Raw genomic sequence first — 18,642 nt, 5'->3', positions numbered from 1 at the left:
CGGCAGACCGCCTCAGGGCCGCGCTTCCATCCTCGGGACCTCTGCCCGCTGTGCAGAGGCGCGCGGCTCGTCCAGACCATGCGCCTCGAACCGCTGCTTATCGTCAAATGCGAGTCCTGCGAGTTCATGTTCACGCGGGACGTGCTGGCGCCCGATGCGATCGCCGAATTCTATGTCGAGGGCTATCATGACGCCCGCCATGCGGCCGGCCAGCGTGTCAATGCCAGCATCAACATCGACGTCCTGAACAGCCTTGGCGTCGATGTTGCCGGCAAGGCCGTGCTCGACATCGGCGCCGGATTTGGCTCTCTGCTGGCGCGACTTCGAGACCGAGGCGCCCAGCGCGCCCTGGGCGTCGAGCTGTCGCGGGCCCAACGCCGATATGCAAGCGAGACACTCGGCCTCGACATTGCTGCCGATCTCGCCGAGCTTCGGGACTCGGACCGGTTCGACGTAATCACTCTTTTCGAGGTGATCGAGCACCTTCCGGAGCCGGCCGCGTTCATCCGGTCGATCCTCCCGCTCCTGAAGCCGGGAGGATCGCTGATCGTCGGCACGGACAATTTCGAGTCGGACGCCGTCGAGACGCTCGGAGCTGGTTTCCCGAAATGGATTCCGCACGAGCATGTCAGCTTCTTCTCGCCCAAGACCTTGACGATGATGCTGACCGACGACACTGGCCTGGAGATCGTCGGGACCAGTTCGTTCACCACGTGGGAGCTGCTGGCGCGCACCCTTGTGTTCCGGTTGACATCGGGACGGAGAGGCGCCGCGACCTACGACTACGACGCGATCCAGACCCAGGATGGGCAACGCCAGTACCGGCTGTTCACCCTCCGTCTGGCTCTCAACCGACTTTGGTTTCGTCTCGCGCGCCGCACCGATCTCGGCGGCGCCATGATGTATCTGCATGTGCGGAAGATGTGAAAGCGGACCTCAGGGACGCTTGTTCCGGTCCTGGGATTCGACTCGAGCCGCCAACTGCTACGCCGCTCCTTAGAACTGAAAATAGATGAATTCGATCCGGCCGAACACGCCGAACAGCAGGATATAGTAAGCCAATCCGACACCCGTGACGATCGGCAGCCGGGGCCATTTCGCCACCGCAGCCAGGCGCTCGGGATGGAACGCGAGGAAGTAGTCGACTACGAACAGAATGATCAGGGATACGCCGAGCATCAGCATCTCGAAGCTCGGCAGGCCCAGGATCTTGAAGGTGCCATACGACAACGGGCCGAAATGGCCGAAGCTCAGCAGCATGGCCCAGGCGCTGGCGAGTGTCGGCGCCCGGAAGATGATCTCACCGATCGTGAAGATCGCAATCGCCCAGACGCCGCCGAGGATCGCGGACAGACGCGCACCCAGCCAGCGCTCCGCATCGACGGTCTTGCGCACCCCACGCTCGACGAGCAGCCAGACGCCGTAATAGGCGCCCCACACGATGTAGGTCCAGGCCGCGCCATGCCAGAGACCGCTGGCGAGCCAGACGATCATGATGTTGCGGGCGGTCTTCAGCTCGCCGCCGCGATTGCCGCCGAGGGGGAAATAGAGATAGTCCCTGAACCAGGAGATCAGCGAAATATTCCATTTTCGCCAGAGGTCGGTGATGCTGGTCGAATAGAACGGTTGCCGGAAATTGATCATGAGATCGTAGCCCATGATCCTCGCAACACCGACGGCGATGTCCGAATAGCCGGAAAAGTCGCAGTAGACCTGGACGATGAAACCGAGCCCCGCGAGCAGATTGTAGGAGCCGGAGTAATCCTGCGGATTGGCGAAGATGCCGCTGACAACCGGCGCCAGGACGTCGGCCACGCACACCTTCTTGAATAGGCCGTAGCCGATGAACCACAATCCGCCGGGGACATTGTCGAAGGAGAAGCTGCGTGTCCGCCGGAATTGCGGCAGCATGTGCGGCGCGCGTTCGATCGGCCCGGCCACGAGCTGGGGAAAGAACGCGACATATTGCGCGTAGATGATGAAGTTGCGTTCGGCGGGTATGCGGCGGTTGTAGACGTCCAATGTGTATCCGATGGACTGGAAGGTGTAGAACGAGATGCCCACTGGCAGGATGATGCCGAGGGCATATTCCGGCAGTTGGTGCCCGAACAGGCCGGCAAGGCCGATCACGTTCGAGATCATGAAGTCGAGATATTTGACCGTGCCGAGAATTCCGAGGTTGATGGTCAGCGCCGTGATCATCGCGGCCCGACGCCCGCCCTCCGTCCTGGCGGATTGCATCATCAGGCCGGTCGTATAATCGACGATCGTGGTCAGCGCCAGCAACAGCGCGTAGGATGGCCGCCACCCCATGTAGAACACATAGCTGCCGATCAGCATCGTGAACGGCTGACAGCGGGATGGCAGCGCGAAAAACGTCACCAGAAAGGTGACATAGAACGCGAGGAACTCGAACGAGTTGAACAGCATCAGTCGAAGGCTCCGCTGCGCTTCAGGAGCGCCGCCAAGTCGCTGGTGTAGGCCAATGCGCCGCTGAGATTCATGTGCTGCGGATCGGAGAACATCCTCGGGGGATACAGGAAATAGTCCGGACCGATGATGCGAATGGACGGATGATCTGCAATCCCGGCGATCCGGTCGACGTCCTGCGGCGGCGCGTAATGCCCAAGGCGATATGGCACCGGGATGAACAGGATCTGGAAGCCGTATTGGCGGGCGAGTTGCTCCAGCCTCTCGCGGGTATGGGCGCGGTCCGGTATCTGCCGCCGCTCCACTCGCGCTGGCGTATCGGTCGGCAAGGTGTAGCTGTCCGGAAGCCTATCGTCCGCGTAGTGGCTCTGCGACTTGATGAAATACCAGCCGCGCTGGTCCAGCATGCCCTGGCGCTGCTCCGCCACGTCATGAAGTGCAGCCGCCAAACGGTGCCGGTTCTCATAGAGAAAAAGCGTCGCATCGCGCGGCAACGTTCGGAATGGGATCAACGCATTGACGATCGCGGAATCGTTGCGGAGCCGTTCGATCAGTCCCTCGGCGACCGGCTTGCCGTCCCAAGGCAGGGTCAACACCACGTGGGTAGGAACATTCCCCGCCTGCAATGCGGCTTCGAGCATGGGCATGAAGCGGACTTCGCCGGGCAGACCGAGATTGTAGGACCGAAAGCCGCGTCCCATGGCGCTGTCCAACTCCTGCGGGCGTATGCAGGTGAGCGCCTTGCTATGGCCGAAGAACATCACCCGGAACCGATCGCTCGGCTCGAACATCGGACGCGCGACCAGGGTGTCGAATTTGGCGTCGGCAATCACCACCGAGCCTGCGCGCAGGAACGGCAACGTCACATGCGCTGCGTAGCCGATCAGCCAGACGAGAGCGAACAGCAGCGAGAAGCGAATGACGGGCTTGAGCGCTGCGACACGCGCCGGCGCGGAGCGCCCGGATACGATGCCCTCGACGGCGGCCTGAGATGAATGCGTCGTCAAGGTCATGACAGCCTGTTTGGTGCGCCGGCGCGACGACGGGACACAGAGCTCCAATGTGGCGCGCGCACGATCCGAGCGGACGACCTGGCGTCCTCTCGTTTGGACACGCGTTGCCGACGCCGCGACCGGAACGCGCTGACGTCACGCGCGATCGCTCGACCAGCCACACCGGATGACTCCCCTGTCGCCATTGCAGTGATACGACGCGCCTCGTTAGCAACGCTGTATTACAGTTTGACGATATCATTCGTTCATCCGTCGCATTCCTGCATAACATAGCGGATATCGCTTTTGACGACGCAGGTACGCGCCGGGTGTTTCCACGATCCATATCGCGTGACGTGATCACATCCGGCGGTAGGGTGCGTCCAATCGTGCAGGGCGACGCCGAAGATGGACCAATGCTGATCGACTTCTCCAGCGATGATCAGGTGATCGCCGATTGCGACGTCTGCGTGGTGGGAGCGGGCCCGGTCGGGATCGCCTTGGCGATCGCGCTCGAAGATCGCGGTCTTTCGGTTCTGCTCGTGGAATCCGGCGGCGAGCATCCGGATAGCGTCACAGCGCAGCTCAGCGCCGGACACTTTGTCAATCCGCGACACGCTCCGACTGAGATCGCCATCTGCCGCGCGCTCGGCGGCACGTCGCGCTGGTGGGGCGGACGCTGCGTCCCGTTCGATGATGCGGATTTCGTTCCCCGCCCCGGTCGGAGGACGTCGGCCTGGCCGCTCGAACATGCGGATATCACCCGCTGGTATGCGGCCGCAGCCGAGTTCTTCGGTATCGCGCCAAACCGTTTCGCCACACCAGCCGGCGCCTGGACGGCGTTCGGCGATATCCGCTGCGATCAGCTCGAGCGTTGGACGCCTGAGATCGACGCGGGCAAACGCCATCGTGCGCGGCTTGCGCGCTCCTCACGCATCACTGTGCTGCTCGGGGCGACCGTCACGGCCATCGCGCTGGCCGATGATGGACGGCGCGTCACCGGTCTTTGTATCGCCGACGGCAAGCGTCGTACCACCATCACACCGCCGACCGTCGTCTTGGCCTGCGGCGGGCTCGAGAGCACCAGACTGCTGCTGCAGTTGCGGAAGGCCCGCCCCGATCTGCTCGGCGGCAGCTCGGGCGTGCTCGGTCGCGGCTACATGGGTCATCTGTCAGGCAAGATCGCAGATATCGTGCTGGCGGATCCCTCGGCGATCGCGGTGCACGACTTTTTTCTCGATCATGGCGTCTTTGCCCGGCGCCGCCTGACCGTGACGGCCGATGCGCTTTGCCGTCATGGCTTGCGCAACATCGCGTTCTGGATCGACAATCCGGCGTTCCGCGCCGCCGACCATGGCAACGGCGTGCTGTCCCTCGTATGGCTCGCGCTCGCCTTCCCATGGCTGGGCCGCAGGCTGGTCGCCGAGGGCGTCAGGCTCAACCATGTCGGACGCGGACCCCACGCCTGGCTGCGGCATGTCTGGAACGTCGCGCGCAGCCCGCTCTCGACAGTCCGCAACCTGGCCCGAATCCTGATCGACCGCTTGTGGGCGAAGCCGCGCAAGCCAGGCTTTCTGCTGCCCAGCCGCAGCGGCCGCTATGCCCTGCACTACATGGCCGAGCAGTCCGCGCGTTCCGCATCACGCATCGACCTCTCCGACCGGACGGATGCGCTGGGGCTGCCCTATCTCGACATCCACCTGCATTATCATCGAGACGACGCACAGTCCGTGCTGCTGGCCCATGAGCTGCTGGATCGCAATCTGCGGCAGGCGGGGCTCGGCCGCCTGGAGTATCACTGCGGCCGTAACGAGCGCCTGGCGTCGGTCCTCGCCCAGGCCTGCGATGGCTATCACCAGATCGGGAGCACCCGGATGGGCGGCGTCCCGGCAACGAGCGTGGTCGATGCCGATTGCCGCGTCCATGGCATTGAGAACCTTCATGTCGCCTCGAGCGCCGTGCTCCCGACATCTGGCCAGGCCAACCCGACCTTCGTGACCGTCGCGCTGGCGCTGCGTCTCGCGGCGCATCTGGCGTGCAAGATCCAACGCGGCAGGCTCGGAGTCGCCGCATGAGAACGGTCCACATCCCGCAACTCGACCGCAGGGTGTCGGCGCTCGGCTTCGGCTGCGCCTCGCTCGGATCGCGCATCTCGCCTGGCGCCGGACGCCGCGCCATTGCCCGCGCGCTGGAGCTCGGGGTGAACTGGTTCGACGTCGCCCCCGCCTATGGCGACGGCAACGCCGAGGCCCTGCTCGGCCTGGCGCTGCGCGACGTTCGAAAGAACGTCGTGATATGCACCAAGTTCGGCATCGAGCCACCGCAGCTGGGGCTGCCGGCCCGGTTGCTCCGTCCGCTGGCGAGATCAGCGGTTGCTGCCTTCCCGCGCCTGCGGCTCGCGGCGTCGCGCGCGCGTCCGATCGGAACACGCGCGCCGATCGACCCGGATCGCGTGGACGCCTCGGTCATCAGGAGCCTGCGCCGCCTGAAAACCGACTATATCGACGTGCTCGCGCTGCACGAACCGTCGGCGGACGACGTCAGCAACCCGGCGATCCATGACGTGCTGCGGCGACTCTTGAAGCGCGGAATCATCCGCACGGTCGCCGTCGCCGGCGATCCCGCCGTGATGGCCGCCGCAAGGCAAAGCGGTCTTCCGGTCGGAATCGCGCAATTCCCGGATACCCCGTTCTCGAATGCCGCCAACGAGGTTCGTCGGCAGCTCAGTGGCACGGCATCGCTGGTCACGCACGGCGTCTTCGGCTCAGGCATTGCCGACCGCCTGGCGGCGCTGAGCCGCTCCCAGCAGGCAAGACTTGCAGAGGCGGCAGCGGCGCATGGCGCGCCGGTCACGACGGACAGCGACCTGCTTCTCCGCTTCGCCTTTGCCAACAATCCCGACGGCGTCGTGGTTCTTTCCCAGTTCGACGTCAGGCACATCGCCGCCAACGTGGCTGCCGCGACGCAACATCCCGATCCAGAACTCGCAGCATCCATCCGCGCCGCGCTCGCTCCCGAAGCGCCCGCGCTCGCCCCGGCGCTGTGACTCCGACCATCGGGAGAACTGCGGCGGAGAGACGACAGATTTCCCTCTTGTCCCCAATTGTTACCCGGCGGCGACCAAAGATATGTTATGATATCTTCATGATGTTTACGATATCTAAGTCGTGATAGTCGTGCTGCACCATGTGATCTGCGCCATAACTGCCGACCTGCATCGTCGACGCTCAGCGTCGGCGGCAGGTCGCTTGCGGATCCGCTGAGGCGCGTTCAACCGCGGCGAGCGCACCTCGCCCGCAGATCCGAGGAAGATCATGCGCCTCTTGGTGATAGGCATCAATTATGCCCCGGATCTGATCGGCGTAGCCAAATACAACTCGGAGATGTGCGAAGGATTGGCTGCCCTGGGCCACGACGTTCGGATCGTGACCGCGCCGCCCTATTACCCAGACTGGGTCGTCCCGGCAGAATATCGTTCGTTATGGTATGCCCGGGACCGAGCCCGCGGCGTCGATCTCATCCGGGCCCCGATCTATGTCCCGAAGTCGCCGTCGGGCCTCAAGCGCCTCGTTCATCACGGCTCCTTCCTGCTCTCGGCATCAGCGCCGGTCCTGAGCAGCGCGCTGCGCTGGCGGCCGGACATCGTCGTTGCGGTCGCGCCTTCACTGCTCTCGGCCATGCTGGCAGTGACCGCCGCCAGGATTGCCAACGCGCCCTGCTGGCTTCACGTCCAGGACTTCGAGGTCGACGCTGCGTTCGAGCTCGGACTGCTCGGAACGAACGCGAGGGCGCGCGCCCTGATGCTCGGTCTCGAGCGGCGCCTCATGGACGCGTTCGACCATGTGTCGACGATATCACCGCAGATGTTGCGCTGTCTGCGCAGGAAGGGGCTCTCGGCCGAGAAGCTGTCCGAATTTCGCAACTGGATCGATACGGACGCGATCGCGCCGGGCACCTCTGCCACGTGCTTCCGTGCGCAGCTCGGACTTGGCGCCTCAGACGTGATCGCACTTTATTCCGGCGCCATGTCCAACAAGCAGGGCCTCGATCTCGTGATCGACATGGCCTCCGGTCTGCGCGGACGCAGTTCGCTGCATTTCGTGCTCTGCGGCAATGGTCCCGTCAAGCCCGAACTGATACGCATGGCCGAAGGACTTGCCAACGTCCATTTTCTCGATCTGCAACCTTCCGAACGGCTGAGCGAGTTGCTCAGCACCGCCGACATTCATCTTCTGCCCCAGAAGGCACAGATCTCGGATCTGGTGCTGCCGTCGAAGCTCGCCGGCATTCTGGCCTCCGGCCGCCCGGTGGTCGCCATGGCAGCGCCGGGATCAGGAATCGCGGAAGAGATCGACGGCGCGGGCCTGCTCGTTTCGCCGGGTGATGTCGGCGCGCTGTCGGCGGCCGTCGTGCGGCTTGCGGAGGACGAGGAGATGCGCGCGACGTTGGGCCGTGTGGCCCGTATTCGCGCTCGCCAGAATTGGGATCGGTCGGCTGTCATTCGTGGCATCGAGCGTGAGTTTGCTGCGCTCGCGGAATGCCGGCCGACGAAACAACCGAGAACGTCCGCGGAGTCCCGTCCGCTGCCATCGGCCGATTGAACATGAGATATTGTCGGCCGGAGGTGCACCCATCGATCACCAGGCTGGTCTGAGGCATCATCCGGGGTGCGATCGCCCGAAGCCGCGTCGCGCGATCACGTAGAACCCGATGAGATGAAAGGCGACCTCGCCGACCACGAGCGCGCCGATTCCGAGCCACGGGATGGTCAGGGCCGCGACAACCATGCCCGCGGCGGCGCTGCCGGCCAGACTCCAGGCCATCAGCCTGTAGGCGCCGAGAGCGGCCAGGCCCTGCATCACGACCAGCGACAGCGACACCGTCAGCACGGTCGGCGCGAACAGAGCCAACACGATTGCCGTGCGATGAAGACCGAGGCTCGGGAGCCGATCCACGATGGCCGCGGCCGCCAGCATCCCGCAGGCCAGCACGAGCGCACAACCGAGAGCGGCCATCTGCGGCGCGAGGATTCGCTGCAGAGTCCGCGGCCCCGTCCGCGCCAGGGTCTCGACCAGATTGGGAAACTCGACGCGAAGAACGAAGGCAACGACCTGCGTGAGCGCACTCACGATCTGCTTGGCATAAACAAACAGGGCTGTGGTTTCAGCGCCGAGAAACGATGCGCTCAACAGGATCTGCCCACGGCCGAACAGCTGCCCCGGCAGCAGCTGGAACAGCAGCGCGACGGCGTCTCGTGCTGCCGTCGCCACACCCGTGCGCGTGACACGCGCCCAGCGCGGCGACCAGCCATTCCGCCCAAGCACGGACCATTGCAGAAGCAGCGTCACCGCGTAGCCCGCCGAGAACGCCGATCCCAGAACCGCGCCAGCCGTGTCTGCGGGCAACGACGCCGCGGCCAGAAGACCGACGGCGGTCGCGATTGCCGGCAGCGCTGCGGCGAGACCGCTGACGCCGCTGAGACGCAGGCCATCGAGCAAGCCCGTCCCGTTGACAGCCCACAGCGTCGATCCGGGAACGGCGAGCATCACGTAAGATTTCGAAAAGCCATGATCCGCGATGAGGACACCATAGACAATGGCGCCTGCGGCGATGACGACCGCGATCGCCGCACGGATCACGCTCGTCTCGGCGAAAGTGCGCCAGACCTGTTGGTGCGCGTGGGGCTCGGTATAGTGCCGCGCCATCATCCGCGCGAGCGAGGTGACTGCCCCGGCATCGACCAGCATGATGCCGAGCCCGGCGAGGGCGTAGTGCAGGCCGAACTGCGCGAGCAGCTCATATTGTCCACGGGCGATCAGCAAGGACTGGCAGACGAACAGACTCCCCTGCCCCAGCCCGAGGCCGCCAACCAGGAGGATGACATTTGCGAGCCGCCGCTGGCGGCTCTGTGGCGACATCAGACGGCGCCGGAGCCCGCGCCTCAAGCGTGACCAGCGCGACGCGCCGCCGATGCCTTGAAGCGCGACGCCTGGAGGCGAGATATGGGGATGCGGGATGTCTGCATCCGGCCTCACGCTGGCAGCGCTGCTCTCGCGCATGGAAATCTCTCGTTTCGCATGGCCGAGCGCTGCGATCGGCCGCCCCTCGACTTAGCACAAGCGCACGCCGATGATAGCCATCATGCTCAATAATACACCTATGTTACATTGTCCTCATGTGTCACGTTCCTGTTCAAAATGGCCGCTAGGACTTCGCCGGTTGGGGAGTGCGCCAGGAGAGCGGGCGTCAGTCACGCGGACGGGCACGATGGCGATGCAGAGCGAGCAGCACCTCATGGATCGAGCCCACGCGTTGCTCAACAGAGGCAACTCGGTGGCGGCGGCCGAACTGTATCGAGAGCTGGTCGTCAGAAACCCAGACGATATCGACGCCTTGCACTTCCTCGGGGTCGCCGAGGCCACCGCGGGACACCTGGCGCGCGCCAAGCCGCTCCTGGATCGCGCGGTGCAGTCGCGACCGGTCAACCCCGACTTCGTCGAGAACTACGCAACGGTGCTGCACCGCGCCGGAGACTATGATGGCGTCATCGCGCTCTGCCGCCGATTTCCCGACATCGCGCCCAACAGCCTGCCGCTTCTGCACACCGGCGCTGCCGCGATGCTCGCGCGCGGCGAGTTCAGTGCCGCCATCGATCAGCTGACGCGGCTGCTGGAGCGTCATCCCAGCCACTTTCCCGCCCATGCGATGCTCGGCTCGGCCCTCGCCCGAACCCGACAATATCAGCCGGCGCTCGAAGCCTATGCACGGGCCGCCCGCCTCAATCCGCTGTTTCCCGACATTCATCTCGACCAGGGAACGATCCACCTCGCCCTCGGGCAGCCGCGCGAGGCCCTCGCCGCCTACGAGCGGGTCATCGCCACGCAGCCGGAGCACCCCGCCGCCTGGGCCGGCCGCTGCTTCGCTCTCATTCAGCTCGGCCGTGGTGAGGAGGCTCTGGCCGCGGCCGACCGCGCCCGCGCGCTTCAGCCCGGACTTGCGCTCGCCTCGGTCGCGCACGGCGACGCGTTGCTGCATCTGGACCGTCTTGACGAGGCCGAGTCCGCCTACCGCCGCGCGACCGAGATCGAACCGGAGCAGGCGGCTGCGTGGACCGGTCTCGGTCATGTCGCCCTGAAGGCAGGTCAGCACAAGCAGGCGCAGGCGGCCTTCGAGCGCGCGCTGGCGATCGACGCGACCTGGAGCGACGCCTGGCTGGGCCAGGGCCTTGTACTTCTGTCGCTCGGCGACCACGCCGGCGCCCTCGCGCCGATCGACCGGTCGCTCGAACTGTCATCTCACGTGCCAGCCGGGTGGCGTGCCCGCGGCCAGGCCGCCTATCTCGCCAAGCGCTTCGAGGAAGCGCTGCGTGACTGGACGCGATCCTTGCAGTTGAACCCGGATCAGCGGGACATCGTTGCCGCCCGGCTGCGCGTGAAGATGCATTTGTGCGACTGGACCGGCTATGAGGCCGCCGTCGACGCCGTCCGAGCTGCGGTCCGCGACGGCGCGGCGATCGCGCCGTTCATGTTCGTCGCCATTCCATCGACACCGGCGGAGCAGCTGCAATGCGCGCGGCAATGGGTCGCGCGCAACTTTCGTCCCGCCAATGCAGCGCCGACACCCCTGCTCGCGACTCGTCTCAACGATCGTATTCGTCTCGGCTATGTCTCGGCCGACTTCCACGAACATGCGACCTCGCAGCTCCTGGCGGGCGTGATCGAGCATCACGACAGGAGCCGGTTCGAAGTGACGGCCATCTCGCTGGGTCCCGATGACGGCGGTCCGATGCGCCAGCGCTTGCGATCCGCCTTCGAGCACTTCATCGATGCGCGCGAGATGGGGGATGGCGAGTTGGCCGAACTGATCCTCGGCAAGCAGATCGACATTCTCGTCGACCTCAAGGGCTACACCCAGGGAGCGCGCACCGGCCTGTTCGCGTTGCGCCCGGCGCCGATCCAGGTCAGCTATCTCGGCTTTCCCGGCACAATCGGCGCCGACTTCATCGACTACATCATCGCCGACGCTCACGTGATCCCGGATTCAGATCGCCCCTTCTATGCCGAAAAGGTGGCCTGGCTCCCCCACAGCTACCAGGCCAATGATGACCGCCGGTTCCGCCCTGGCGCGGACGCGGTCCGCCGCGATCACGGCCTGCCGGACGATGCATTCGTCTTTTGCTGCTTCAACGATAACTACAAGATCACGCCGGAGATGTTCGACAGCTGGATGCGGATCCTGCGCCAGATCGAGCGTGGCGTGCTCTGGCTGTTCGAGGACAACCCGGTTGCGTCCACAAACCTGCGCAAGGAAGCAGCAGCCCGCGGCATCGCCCCCGAGCGGCTGGTGTTCGCCCGGCACGTGCCGCCGGCACAGCATCTGGCCCGCCTGCACTGTGCCGATCTCGTGCTCGACACCCTGCCCTATGCCGCACACACCACAGCCAGCGATGCGCTCTGGGCGGGCGTCCCCCTGCTGACGCAGACAGGTCCCGCTTTCGCGGGCCGCGTCGGCACCGGTCTGCTGCATGCCGTCGGCCTTCCCGAGCTCGTGACGACCGACCAGGATCAGTACGAGCAGCTCGCCGTGCAGCTTGCCTCGAGCCCCAACCGCCTCGCGACGCTGCGGAACCGGCTTGCCAATGCCCTTACGGTCGCGCCGCTATTCGACACCCGCCACTTTACGCGCGATCTGGAGGGCGTGTTCACGGCTATGGTTGATCGCCATGCTCAGGGGATCACCCCCAACCATCTGACCGCTTGCGGGTCAAAGCACGCCTGAGGCGATGACGACAATGTCTCGGATGCCGCCGCAGGCCTGCCCCGCGAGACCGCCGCGCTCGCCTGGCGGACATCTCGAAGAGACCATGATCGCATGATGCCGCTCACACGATTTTCGACGTGGATGACCATCGGCGCGTTCTGGATCTGGTGCGCGCTGCTGAGCTATCCGCTGCTGTCGCTGAAGGTCGACCTCGTCGAGGCGTGGACCGAGTATTACTCCATCGCCACCGAGAACAGCGTCATCGTTATCAGCCAGATCGCCGGACTCGCCCTGTTCGTCCTCGCCGTCTTCGTCTCCCAGGGTTTCAGGGTGCAGCAAGCCGTTGGCCGTCTGTCCACCACGGCGCTCGGCATTCTCGCGATCTTCTTCCTCTCGCTGGTCTGCCAGCTGCGCGAGCTCGACATGCCGGCGCTGATGGGGATCGTCTACACCTTGTTGCTTGTAATCACCTCCGTATCCCTGTGCGTCGTCTGGGCGCTGCCGGGCCGCGATCTCGAGATCTGCCTGACCGGCGCCGCCGTCGTGCTATGCTCCTTCGGTGTGGTGGCGATCGCAGCATTGGGATGGCCTGATGGCCGCAGCGTCGGCAACATCCATCCCAACGGCTTTGCCGCCCCGCTCCTGGCATCCTTCATCCTGTCGCAGTTCAGGCGCGGCTGGATCGGCGTCGTGGTCCGCGTGCTGTCGTTTGCGATGGTGACGCTGGTCAGCTCGCGGTTCGCGATGGCCGGCTGCGCCGCCGCCTTCCTGCTGCACCAGGCGACGCTCGATCCATTCTCGCCCGGCAAGATCGCCGCCGCCATTCTCCTGCCTTGCGTCGTCGTGCTGTTCTGGCCGGTGATCTCCGGCGTGCTCGCGCTCGACGATCCGGATCGCGGACTGACATCCGGCATCTCGGGCCGTGACGATCTGTGGCAGCACTCGCTCGAGGCCATTGCCGAACACCCGTTCGGGATCGGCTTCAAGCGGACGATGATCGGCGAGGAAGGTGGCCACAACGGCTATCTGAAAACCGTCCTGGAATTCGGCATCGTCGGCGGCGGCGTGCTGATCACCTTCCTGCTGTCCATCATCGTAGCCACCGGGATCGAAGCGGTAATGACGTTGGGCCGAGATCGCCGGGACCATCAATTCGCCTGCGCCCGGTTCGGCGGCCTTGCCGCGCTCGGGCTCGGCGCCTTCTTCCAGCCGCAACTGCTGAGCCTGGGCGACGCCTTCTCGCTGTCGCTACTGTTTCTCATGTTCCGGCCCCGTCTGGCGGCGGCCTCGCTCCTCGCCCGGACGCCGAACGACATCAATCCTCGCCGAAGCCAACCCTATCAGCCTATCGCAGCCCGGCCGGCAGAGTAGCTATCTGCGCGCTTCCCCCGTCAGATCATCCTGCCACGACAGTACATGATAAGCCTCTCGCTCTCCTGGGCCTGCAATCATGATGACCACCTCCGAGGTACGCCGGCGCCCGCTCGACAGCGTGAGATGGATGCGAAGGCGATAGGCGTCGCTGCCGCGGGTCGTGGCTCCCGGCTGACGGCCGCCGAGCGCGCCGAGCACGACTTCCGCATCAGGCGGCAACGTATCACGGGCATTGAGGAAGGCGTCGAGCTTCGCCGGCGTCATCTCCGGCAGAGCCGCGAGCACGATCGGCGGCGCGTCCAGCACATTGATCTCGGCAACTCCGCTGTAGACCGTCACATAAGGCAGCACACGCTCGACGACGTCAGCCGGGAGCCCCAGCACGAGCCACAGCTCCTCGACGCTGTTGAACGGCGCCCGGCGCGCCAGCCGGCCGGCCGCGCCGTAGAGTCCGTCCTCGCTATCCTGCCCGTTCGGCCGGGGCGCACTGCGCCAACCGGCGATCCGGTCGGCGAACGCGTTGGCGGCATCGCCGTCGCTGCCGAGGGCTGCGAACAAGCCGGCGATCATGGCCCGCGGCGCCATGTTGAGATTGATGCGCGCAGCCTCGGACAAGTACTCGACCTGAACCTGCGCAGCGGAGAGGCGAAACGTGAACGCGCCGCGCGACGGCCGCCTGACCGTGGGCGCCGTAGACAGCTGATAGGCGGCGAGCTCCACTGCAGCGGAGGTGAGCATGTCGGTTTCCAGGCCGGCGTCGAGAACCGCCAGCGTCCGCGCCGACTGCGTGACATAGGCCGATGCGACGACTGCAAAGCCTGCCAGAGCCGCGAGCAGCCATAGCGCGAACACCAGCACAAAGCCGGCATCGGCATGATCGTCGTGGCCCCCTCGCGTGCGCAGATCGATCATTGGAACTGCGCCGCCGCGGCAGCGGCTTTTGGCGCTTCCAGGCGGTTGTCATCGACGGGATCAGGCACCGGCGCCATCGCGTCGACCTGGATCCGCGCGGCAGCCGAGATCAGCTGCCCTGAACCGTCGTCAGCGGTTCGCACGCTGATGCGAACGGCCGACGGGAGAACACCCAGATTGGGCCACGCCCGTAGCCAGCGGCCATCCGGAGAGGCATAGGCGAACCTCACGCTGAACGGCGCCCGCAGCAGCACCACCGGATCCGCGAACTTGATCTGATCGCCCGACAAGTCGCCATTGGGAAGAATGCGGAACGGCGCCGTCGACCGCACCAGCGCTCGCCCGCGACCGTCCGACAGCTCGGCGATCTGCACGATCTCGAGCCCACGCCGCCCGTTGGGGCTGAGTGTGGAGCGCACGAAAGCCACCGACTGCTCATCGCCGCGAAACAGCGGGTTCCGGCTCAGCCGGTTGGGTGTCATGAATTGCGCGGCGGCCAGGTCGGCCACGAGGCGTTCGAGCACGATGCCGACCTTCTCACTCTCCTGCGCGTAGCGCAGCCCACGCTTCCAATTGGGCAGCCAGTCGCGCGTGACAGCCGCGAGCATCGTCATGATGAGACCCGTGAGCGCGATCAGCACCAGAGTCTCGATCAGGGTGAAGCCGGCCTGTGTGCTCCGGTCAGCAGCCTGCGCGCGACGTCTCACGATCCGCCCCGGCTCTGTAACCTAATGGTCTCGACCGTCATCATGGCGCCCGAGGCGGACCGCACGCGCAATTCGATGCGCGCCGGAACGAAGCGTGACTGATCGTTGTTGATGTCGCCAAACCGCGACACACGCATCTGCCAGCGGTGCCCGGCCAGCTCGCCGGAGAGTTGCTGCGGCAACGGCTCACCGGCGCGCGGAAGTCCTGCAGCCACCAGCCTGATCGTCGCGATCAAGCCGACATGCTGCCTGAGCCTGCCGACGCCGCGCGTGTTTGTCGCGGCGAGCGCGCCGATCGCCGACAGCGTCACGGCGATCACGACAAGCGCGACCAGCACCTCGACCAGGGCGAATCCGGCCTCGTGGTCAGGGTCATGATCCGGTTTGCGCCGCAAGGTCGATATCTCCCGTCAGCCAGTTGACCTTGATCTCGATGCCATAGCCCTCGCAGGCGATCCGCAGGATGCCGCCGCAGGACATGCCGCTCGGCAGGAAGCTAATGGTCGAGAACGCCGGCAGTCCGTTGCAGCGCTGCGGCAGCACGGCTTCGAAGGCAACGTCGGCCGGAAGCTGAACGACCTGTGGACCCGAGCCGGACATCACCCTGCGCGCCTGCGTATCGATGCTGGCAGCGACCTGACGGTCGTCCTGGAACGCTGCATTGCGATCGGCCTTCAGCAGCGCAGCAAGTGCGATCGCATAGGCCTCCAGCCGCGACGGCGAGGTCGAACTCGGCAGCATCGGAAGCGCTATCGCGGCGAGCATCGCGACGATCGCCAGCACACAGACCATCTCCAGCATCGTCATCCCGCATTGTGCATGTCCGAGCCGATCGGGTACGCCTGCTGATGCGGTCATGTCAGCCGATTTCCTCGATTTGCTCCGCGCATGTCGCCAACCTCCCTACGCGTCTTGACCACGCAAGAATGTGACACGCGCCCACGATGCGTGCGCCGAGACTGTATCAGGCGAGGCACGTTACTATTATGCGACACTCGGCGTCATGATCATACTGTCACATACACCTGTCACAGACCATGGCTAAAAGCGGGCCAATCGGCCTCGCCGTCTGCGCTCAACGGCCGTCATTCATAGTAGCGTAAGAGCAGAGGCGGACTGTGGGCGGAACATCACGCCGGATTGGCCTGTTCATTCGGTCTACGCTGTTGTGTGCGCTGCTCGCCGGATGCAACACCGTGTCGGGCGTTGCCGACCAGACTGACGCGCGCGACGTCGACGTGCTGGACAAGGTTCGCTCGCTCGACCTGCAGCCGCGATCGCCGAGCGAAGTCGCGCAGGCGAAAGTGGACACCGGCCGTCGCGGCAAGCCGATCATCTACACGCCGGATCCAGCGGAACGTGCATCAGACACTTCTTACGAGCGAACGAGTTCGACCGTCAGTCGCGACAAGCTTGAGCTCAACTTCGAGAACGCAGCGATCGCCTCAGTCGCAAAGGTGGTGCTCGGCGACATGCTCGGCGTCGGTTATGTCGTAGATACGAGAGTGCAAGGCACGATCAGCCTGTCCTCGGGGCGACCGATCCCCAAATCCGATGTGCTGTTCGCGCTGGAAAGCGCGTTGCGCGTCGCCGGCATCGCCTTGATCCGCGACAACGGCGCCTACCGGCTGGTCCCGCAGGCCGATGCGGTCGGCTCCGGCAATGTCGAGACCGCCGATCGCACCGAGCCCGGCTACGGCATCTCGGTCGTCCCGATCCAGAATGTCTCCGCGCAGATGCTCACGAAGCTGGTGGAGAATTTCGGCACCAAGCAGGGCATGCTCCGCGCCGATCCCAGCCGCAACCTCATCATCGTCCAGGGTACCGGCAGCGAGCGGCGCAACGCGGTCGATCTGCTGCTGAGCTTCGACATGGACTGGATGCGCGGCCAGTCGGTTGGAATCTTCCCGGTGCAGAACAGCAACCCGGAGCCGATCATCGCCGAACTTGAAAAGATCATCGACTCCGGCGAGGGCGGCGTCTCGCAGCATGTCGTCAGGTTCCACCCGATCGGGCGCATGAATGCGATCCTTGCGGTGGCGCGCAAGCCGGAGACATTGCAGCGGATCGAAACCTGGATCGGCCGCCTGGACAACACCAACAATGCCCGATCGTCGATTCACGTCTACTACGTGAAGTATGGCGAGGCACGCCAGATTGCCCGCGCGATCAACGAGATCTTCGGCAACTCTGCAGGCGCCGCCTCGGTCGACAGCACCGGAGGTTCGATCGCACCGGGGTCGGGCCTGTCCTCCAGCTCCAGCCCGTTGAGCCGATTATCAGTCGGCACCTCGGGCCAATCGGCAGGCGCCTATGGCAGCAGCGCGCGCGCCAGCGCCGCAGCGAGCGGCGGCAGCGATATGGGCACGAGTGCAACCGCCGGCGCGACTGCGCAGGGCCAGGCAGGCAGCCTGTTCGATGGTCCCGCGGGAACGAACACGGGCGGTGCGGTCCGCGCCGGCGGCTCAGGTGGCATCGGCGGCGTGCTCGAAGGCGTGCGCATCACCGCCGACTCCGTCAACAACTCGCTTCTGATCTATGCCAGCCAGGAGCAGTACAGCATCGTCGAGCGGACCGTGCGCCAATTGGACCGCCCGCAGCGCCAGGTCGCGATCGAGGCAACCATCGCGGAAGTCACGCTGACCGATGACCTGCAGTTCGGCGTGCAGTCCTACATCATGAGCCGCGATCTCGGACTCAAACCCGACACCGGATCCTTCGGCGACGCGGCGTCCACCGCCATTGCCACGGCAGGCAATGTCGTCTTGAACCGCGCCATTCCCGGTTTCAACTTCCTGGTCGGATCGGCCACGACGCCGCGCCTCATCCTCAGCGCGCTCCACGCCGTGACCGACGTCAAGGTTCTCTCCAATCCCTCTCTCGTCGTGATCGACAACCAGGTCGCCACGCTGCAGGTCGGCAACGAAATCCCGATCCAGACCGGAACCGCGACGGTGCTGACCGGCAACAACACCGTCGCCAGCACCACCGACTATCGCAGCACCGGCATCATCCTCCGCGTGGTGCCTCGCATCAATGCGAACGGCAACGTCCGCCTCGATGTCGAGCAGGAGATCAGCAACGCGCTGAACGGAACCAACGGCGGAAACGGCGCGACCAATTCGCTGACACCGACGGTCGCTACCCGCAAGCTGCGCAGCTCGGTCGCGGTCGCCAGCGGACAGACGGTGCTGCTCGCCGGCCTGATCAGTGACACCCAGAACCGCACGCGAAGCGGCATCCCCGGCATCGACCAGATCCCCGGCATCGGCGACTTGTTCGCGCAGACCGGCAAAAACGTTCAGCGCACCGAGCTCATCATCTTCATCCGCCCCCAGATCATTCGCGACGGCGTCGACGCCAATTTCGTCGCCGAGGAGGTCCGTTCAAAGCTGAGGGGCTCGCTCGGCAACGCCGAAAGCCGGCAGGGCAGCGCAACGAGGCTGCGCTGAGGAAGCTCATCGGGG

The 18,642-nt window shown here is 65.2% G+C and carries 14 protein-coding genes; 7 read left to right on the top strand and 7 right to left on the bottom strand.

Annotation, left to right across the window (positions count from 1 at the left end):
- The first annotated feature begins 126 nt into the window (after positions 1-126).
- Positions 127-927, top strand: coding sequence for a class I SAM-dependent methyltransferase (locus ACQR0Z_RS21315; protein ID WP_434919907.1), 801 nt, complete (start codon positions 127-129; stop codon positions 925-927).
- 69 nt (positions 928-996) lie between these two features.
- Here ACQR0Z_RS21315 and ACQR0Z_RS21310 read toward each other — a convergent pair whose 3' ends face one another.
- Positions 997-2,430 (bottom strand): MBOAT family O-acyltransferase, encoded by a 1,434-nt coding sequence (locus ACQR0Z_RS21310; RefSeq protein WP_434919906.1) that lies wholly within the window; start codon positions 2,428-2,430, stop codon positions 997-999.
- Entirely contained in the window at positions 2,430-3,443 is a 1,014-nt protein-coding gene (locus ACQR0Z_RS21305) for a hypothetical protein (protein ID WP_434919905.1), read from the bottom strand. Before ACQR0Z_RS21305 ends, ACQR0Z_RS21310 begins: the two co-directional genes overlap by 1 nt.
- 395 nt (positions 3,444-3,838) lie before the next feature.
- On the opposite strand from ACQR0Z_RS21305, the gene ACQR0Z_RS21300 reads away from it, so the two are divergent.
- From ACQR0Z_RS21300 to ACQR0Z_RS21290, 3 genes are all read left to right on the top strand, one after another.
- Positions 3,839-5,497, top strand: coding sequence for an FAD-dependent oxidoreductase (locus ACQR0Z_RS21300; RefSeq protein WP_434919904.1), 1,659 nt, complete (start codon positions 3,839-3,841; stop codon positions 5,495-5,497).
- Positions 5,494-6,468 (top strand): aldo/keto reductase, encoded by a 975-nt coding sequence (locus tag ACQR0Z_RS21295; protein ID WP_434919903.1) that lies wholly within the window; start codon positions 5,494-5,496, stop codon positions 6,466-6,468. Before ACQR0Z_RS21300 ends, ACQR0Z_RS21295 begins: the two co-directional genes overlap by 4 nt.
- A 268-nt stretch (positions 6,469-6,736) precedes the next feature.
- A complete protein-coding gene (locus tag ACQR0Z_RS21290) occupies positions 6,737-8,023 on the top strand; it encodes a glycosyltransferase WbuB (protein ID WP_434919902.1) in 1,287 nt (428 codons plus the stop codon).
- A gap of 57 nt (positions 8,024-8,080) precedes the next feature.
- On the opposite strand, the gene ACQR0Z_RS21285 is transcribed toward ACQR0Z_RS21290, so the two are convergent.
- Positions 8,081-9,481 (bottom strand): lipopolysaccharide biosynthesis protein, encoded by a 1,401-nt coding sequence (locus ACQR0Z_RS21285; protein ID WP_434919901.1) that lies wholly within the window; start codon positions 9,479-9,481, stop codon positions 8,081-8,083.
- A gap of 214 nt (positions 9,482-9,695) precedes the next feature.
- Here ACQR0Z_RS21285 and ACQR0Z_RS21280 point away from each other — a divergent pair, with 214 nt between their 5' ends.
- Together ACQR0Z_RS21280 and ACQR0Z_RS21275 are read left to right on the top strand one after the other, a co-directional pair.
- The gene (locus ACQR0Z_RS21280; RefSeq protein WP_434919900.1) at positions 9,696-12,200 is read left to right on the top strand and encodes a tetratricopeptide repeat protein; all 2,505 of its coding nucleotides are present in this window, start codon (positions 9,696-9,698) and stop codon (positions 12,198-12,200) included.
- Between the two features lie 93 nt (positions 12,201-12,293).
- Entirely contained in the window at positions 12,294-13,553 is a 1,260-nt protein-coding gene (locus tag ACQR0Z_RS21275; RefSeq protein ID WP_434919899.1) for an O-antigen ligase family protein, read from the top strand.
- Here the strand turns inward: ACQR0Z_RS21275 and ACQR0Z_RS21270 are convergent, their stop codons facing one another.
- From ACQR0Z_RS21270 to ACQR0Z_RS21255, 4 genes are all read right to left on the bottom strand, one after another.
- Positions 13,554-14,468, bottom strand: coding sequence for a general secretion pathway protein GspK (locus tag ACQR0Z_RS21270; protein WP_434919898.1), 915 nt, complete (start codon positions 14,466-14,468; stop codon positions 13,554-13,556). It lies immediately after the preceding gene.
- Positions 14,465-15,109, bottom strand: coding sequence for a hypothetical protein (locus tag ACQR0Z_RS21265; protein ID WP_434919897.1), 645 nt, complete (start codon positions 15,107-15,109; stop codon positions 14,465-14,467). The genes ACQR0Z_RS21270 and ACQR0Z_RS21265 overlap by 4 nt, the downstream gene beginning before the upstream one ends.
- Before the next feature lie 62 nt (positions 15,110-15,171).
- Positions 15,172-15,570 carry a prepilin-type N-terminal cleavage/methylation domain-containing protein gene (locus ACQR0Z_RS21260; protein WP_434919896.1) on the bottom strand — a complete coding sequence of 133 codons (399 nt, stop codon included), beginning with the start codon at positions 15,568-15,570 and terminating at the stop codon, positions 15,172-15,174.
- Complete coding sequence (locus ACQR0Z_RS21255; RefSeq protein WP_434919895.1) at positions 15,548-16,033, bottom strand: type II secretion system protein; 486 nt, start codon at positions 16,031-16,033, stop codon at positions 15,548-15,550. The genes ACQR0Z_RS21260 and ACQR0Z_RS21255 overlap by 23 nt, the downstream gene beginning before the upstream one ends.
- 338 nt (positions 16,034-16,371) lie before the next feature.
- Between ACQR0Z_RS21255 and gspD the strand changes: the two genes are divergently transcribed.
- On the top strand, positions 16,372-18,627 hold the full coding sequence (gene gspD / locus ACQR0Z_RS21250) for a type II secretion system secretin GspD (RefSeq protein WP_434919894.1): 2,256 nt from the start codon (positions 16,372-16,374) through the stop codon (positions 18,625-18,627).
- Positions 18,628-18,642 lie beyond the last annotated feature (15 nt).

This window comes from Bradyrhizobium sp. HKCCYLS3077, assembly GCF_051167555.1.
In the GTDB taxonomy this organism is placed as follows: domain Bacteria; phylum Pseudomonadota; class Alphaproteobacteria; order Rhizobiales; family Xanthobacteraceae; genus Bradyrhizobium.
Note: the sequence above shows the minus strand (reverse complement) of the source record. Positions and strands in the feature narration are given on the sequence as shown.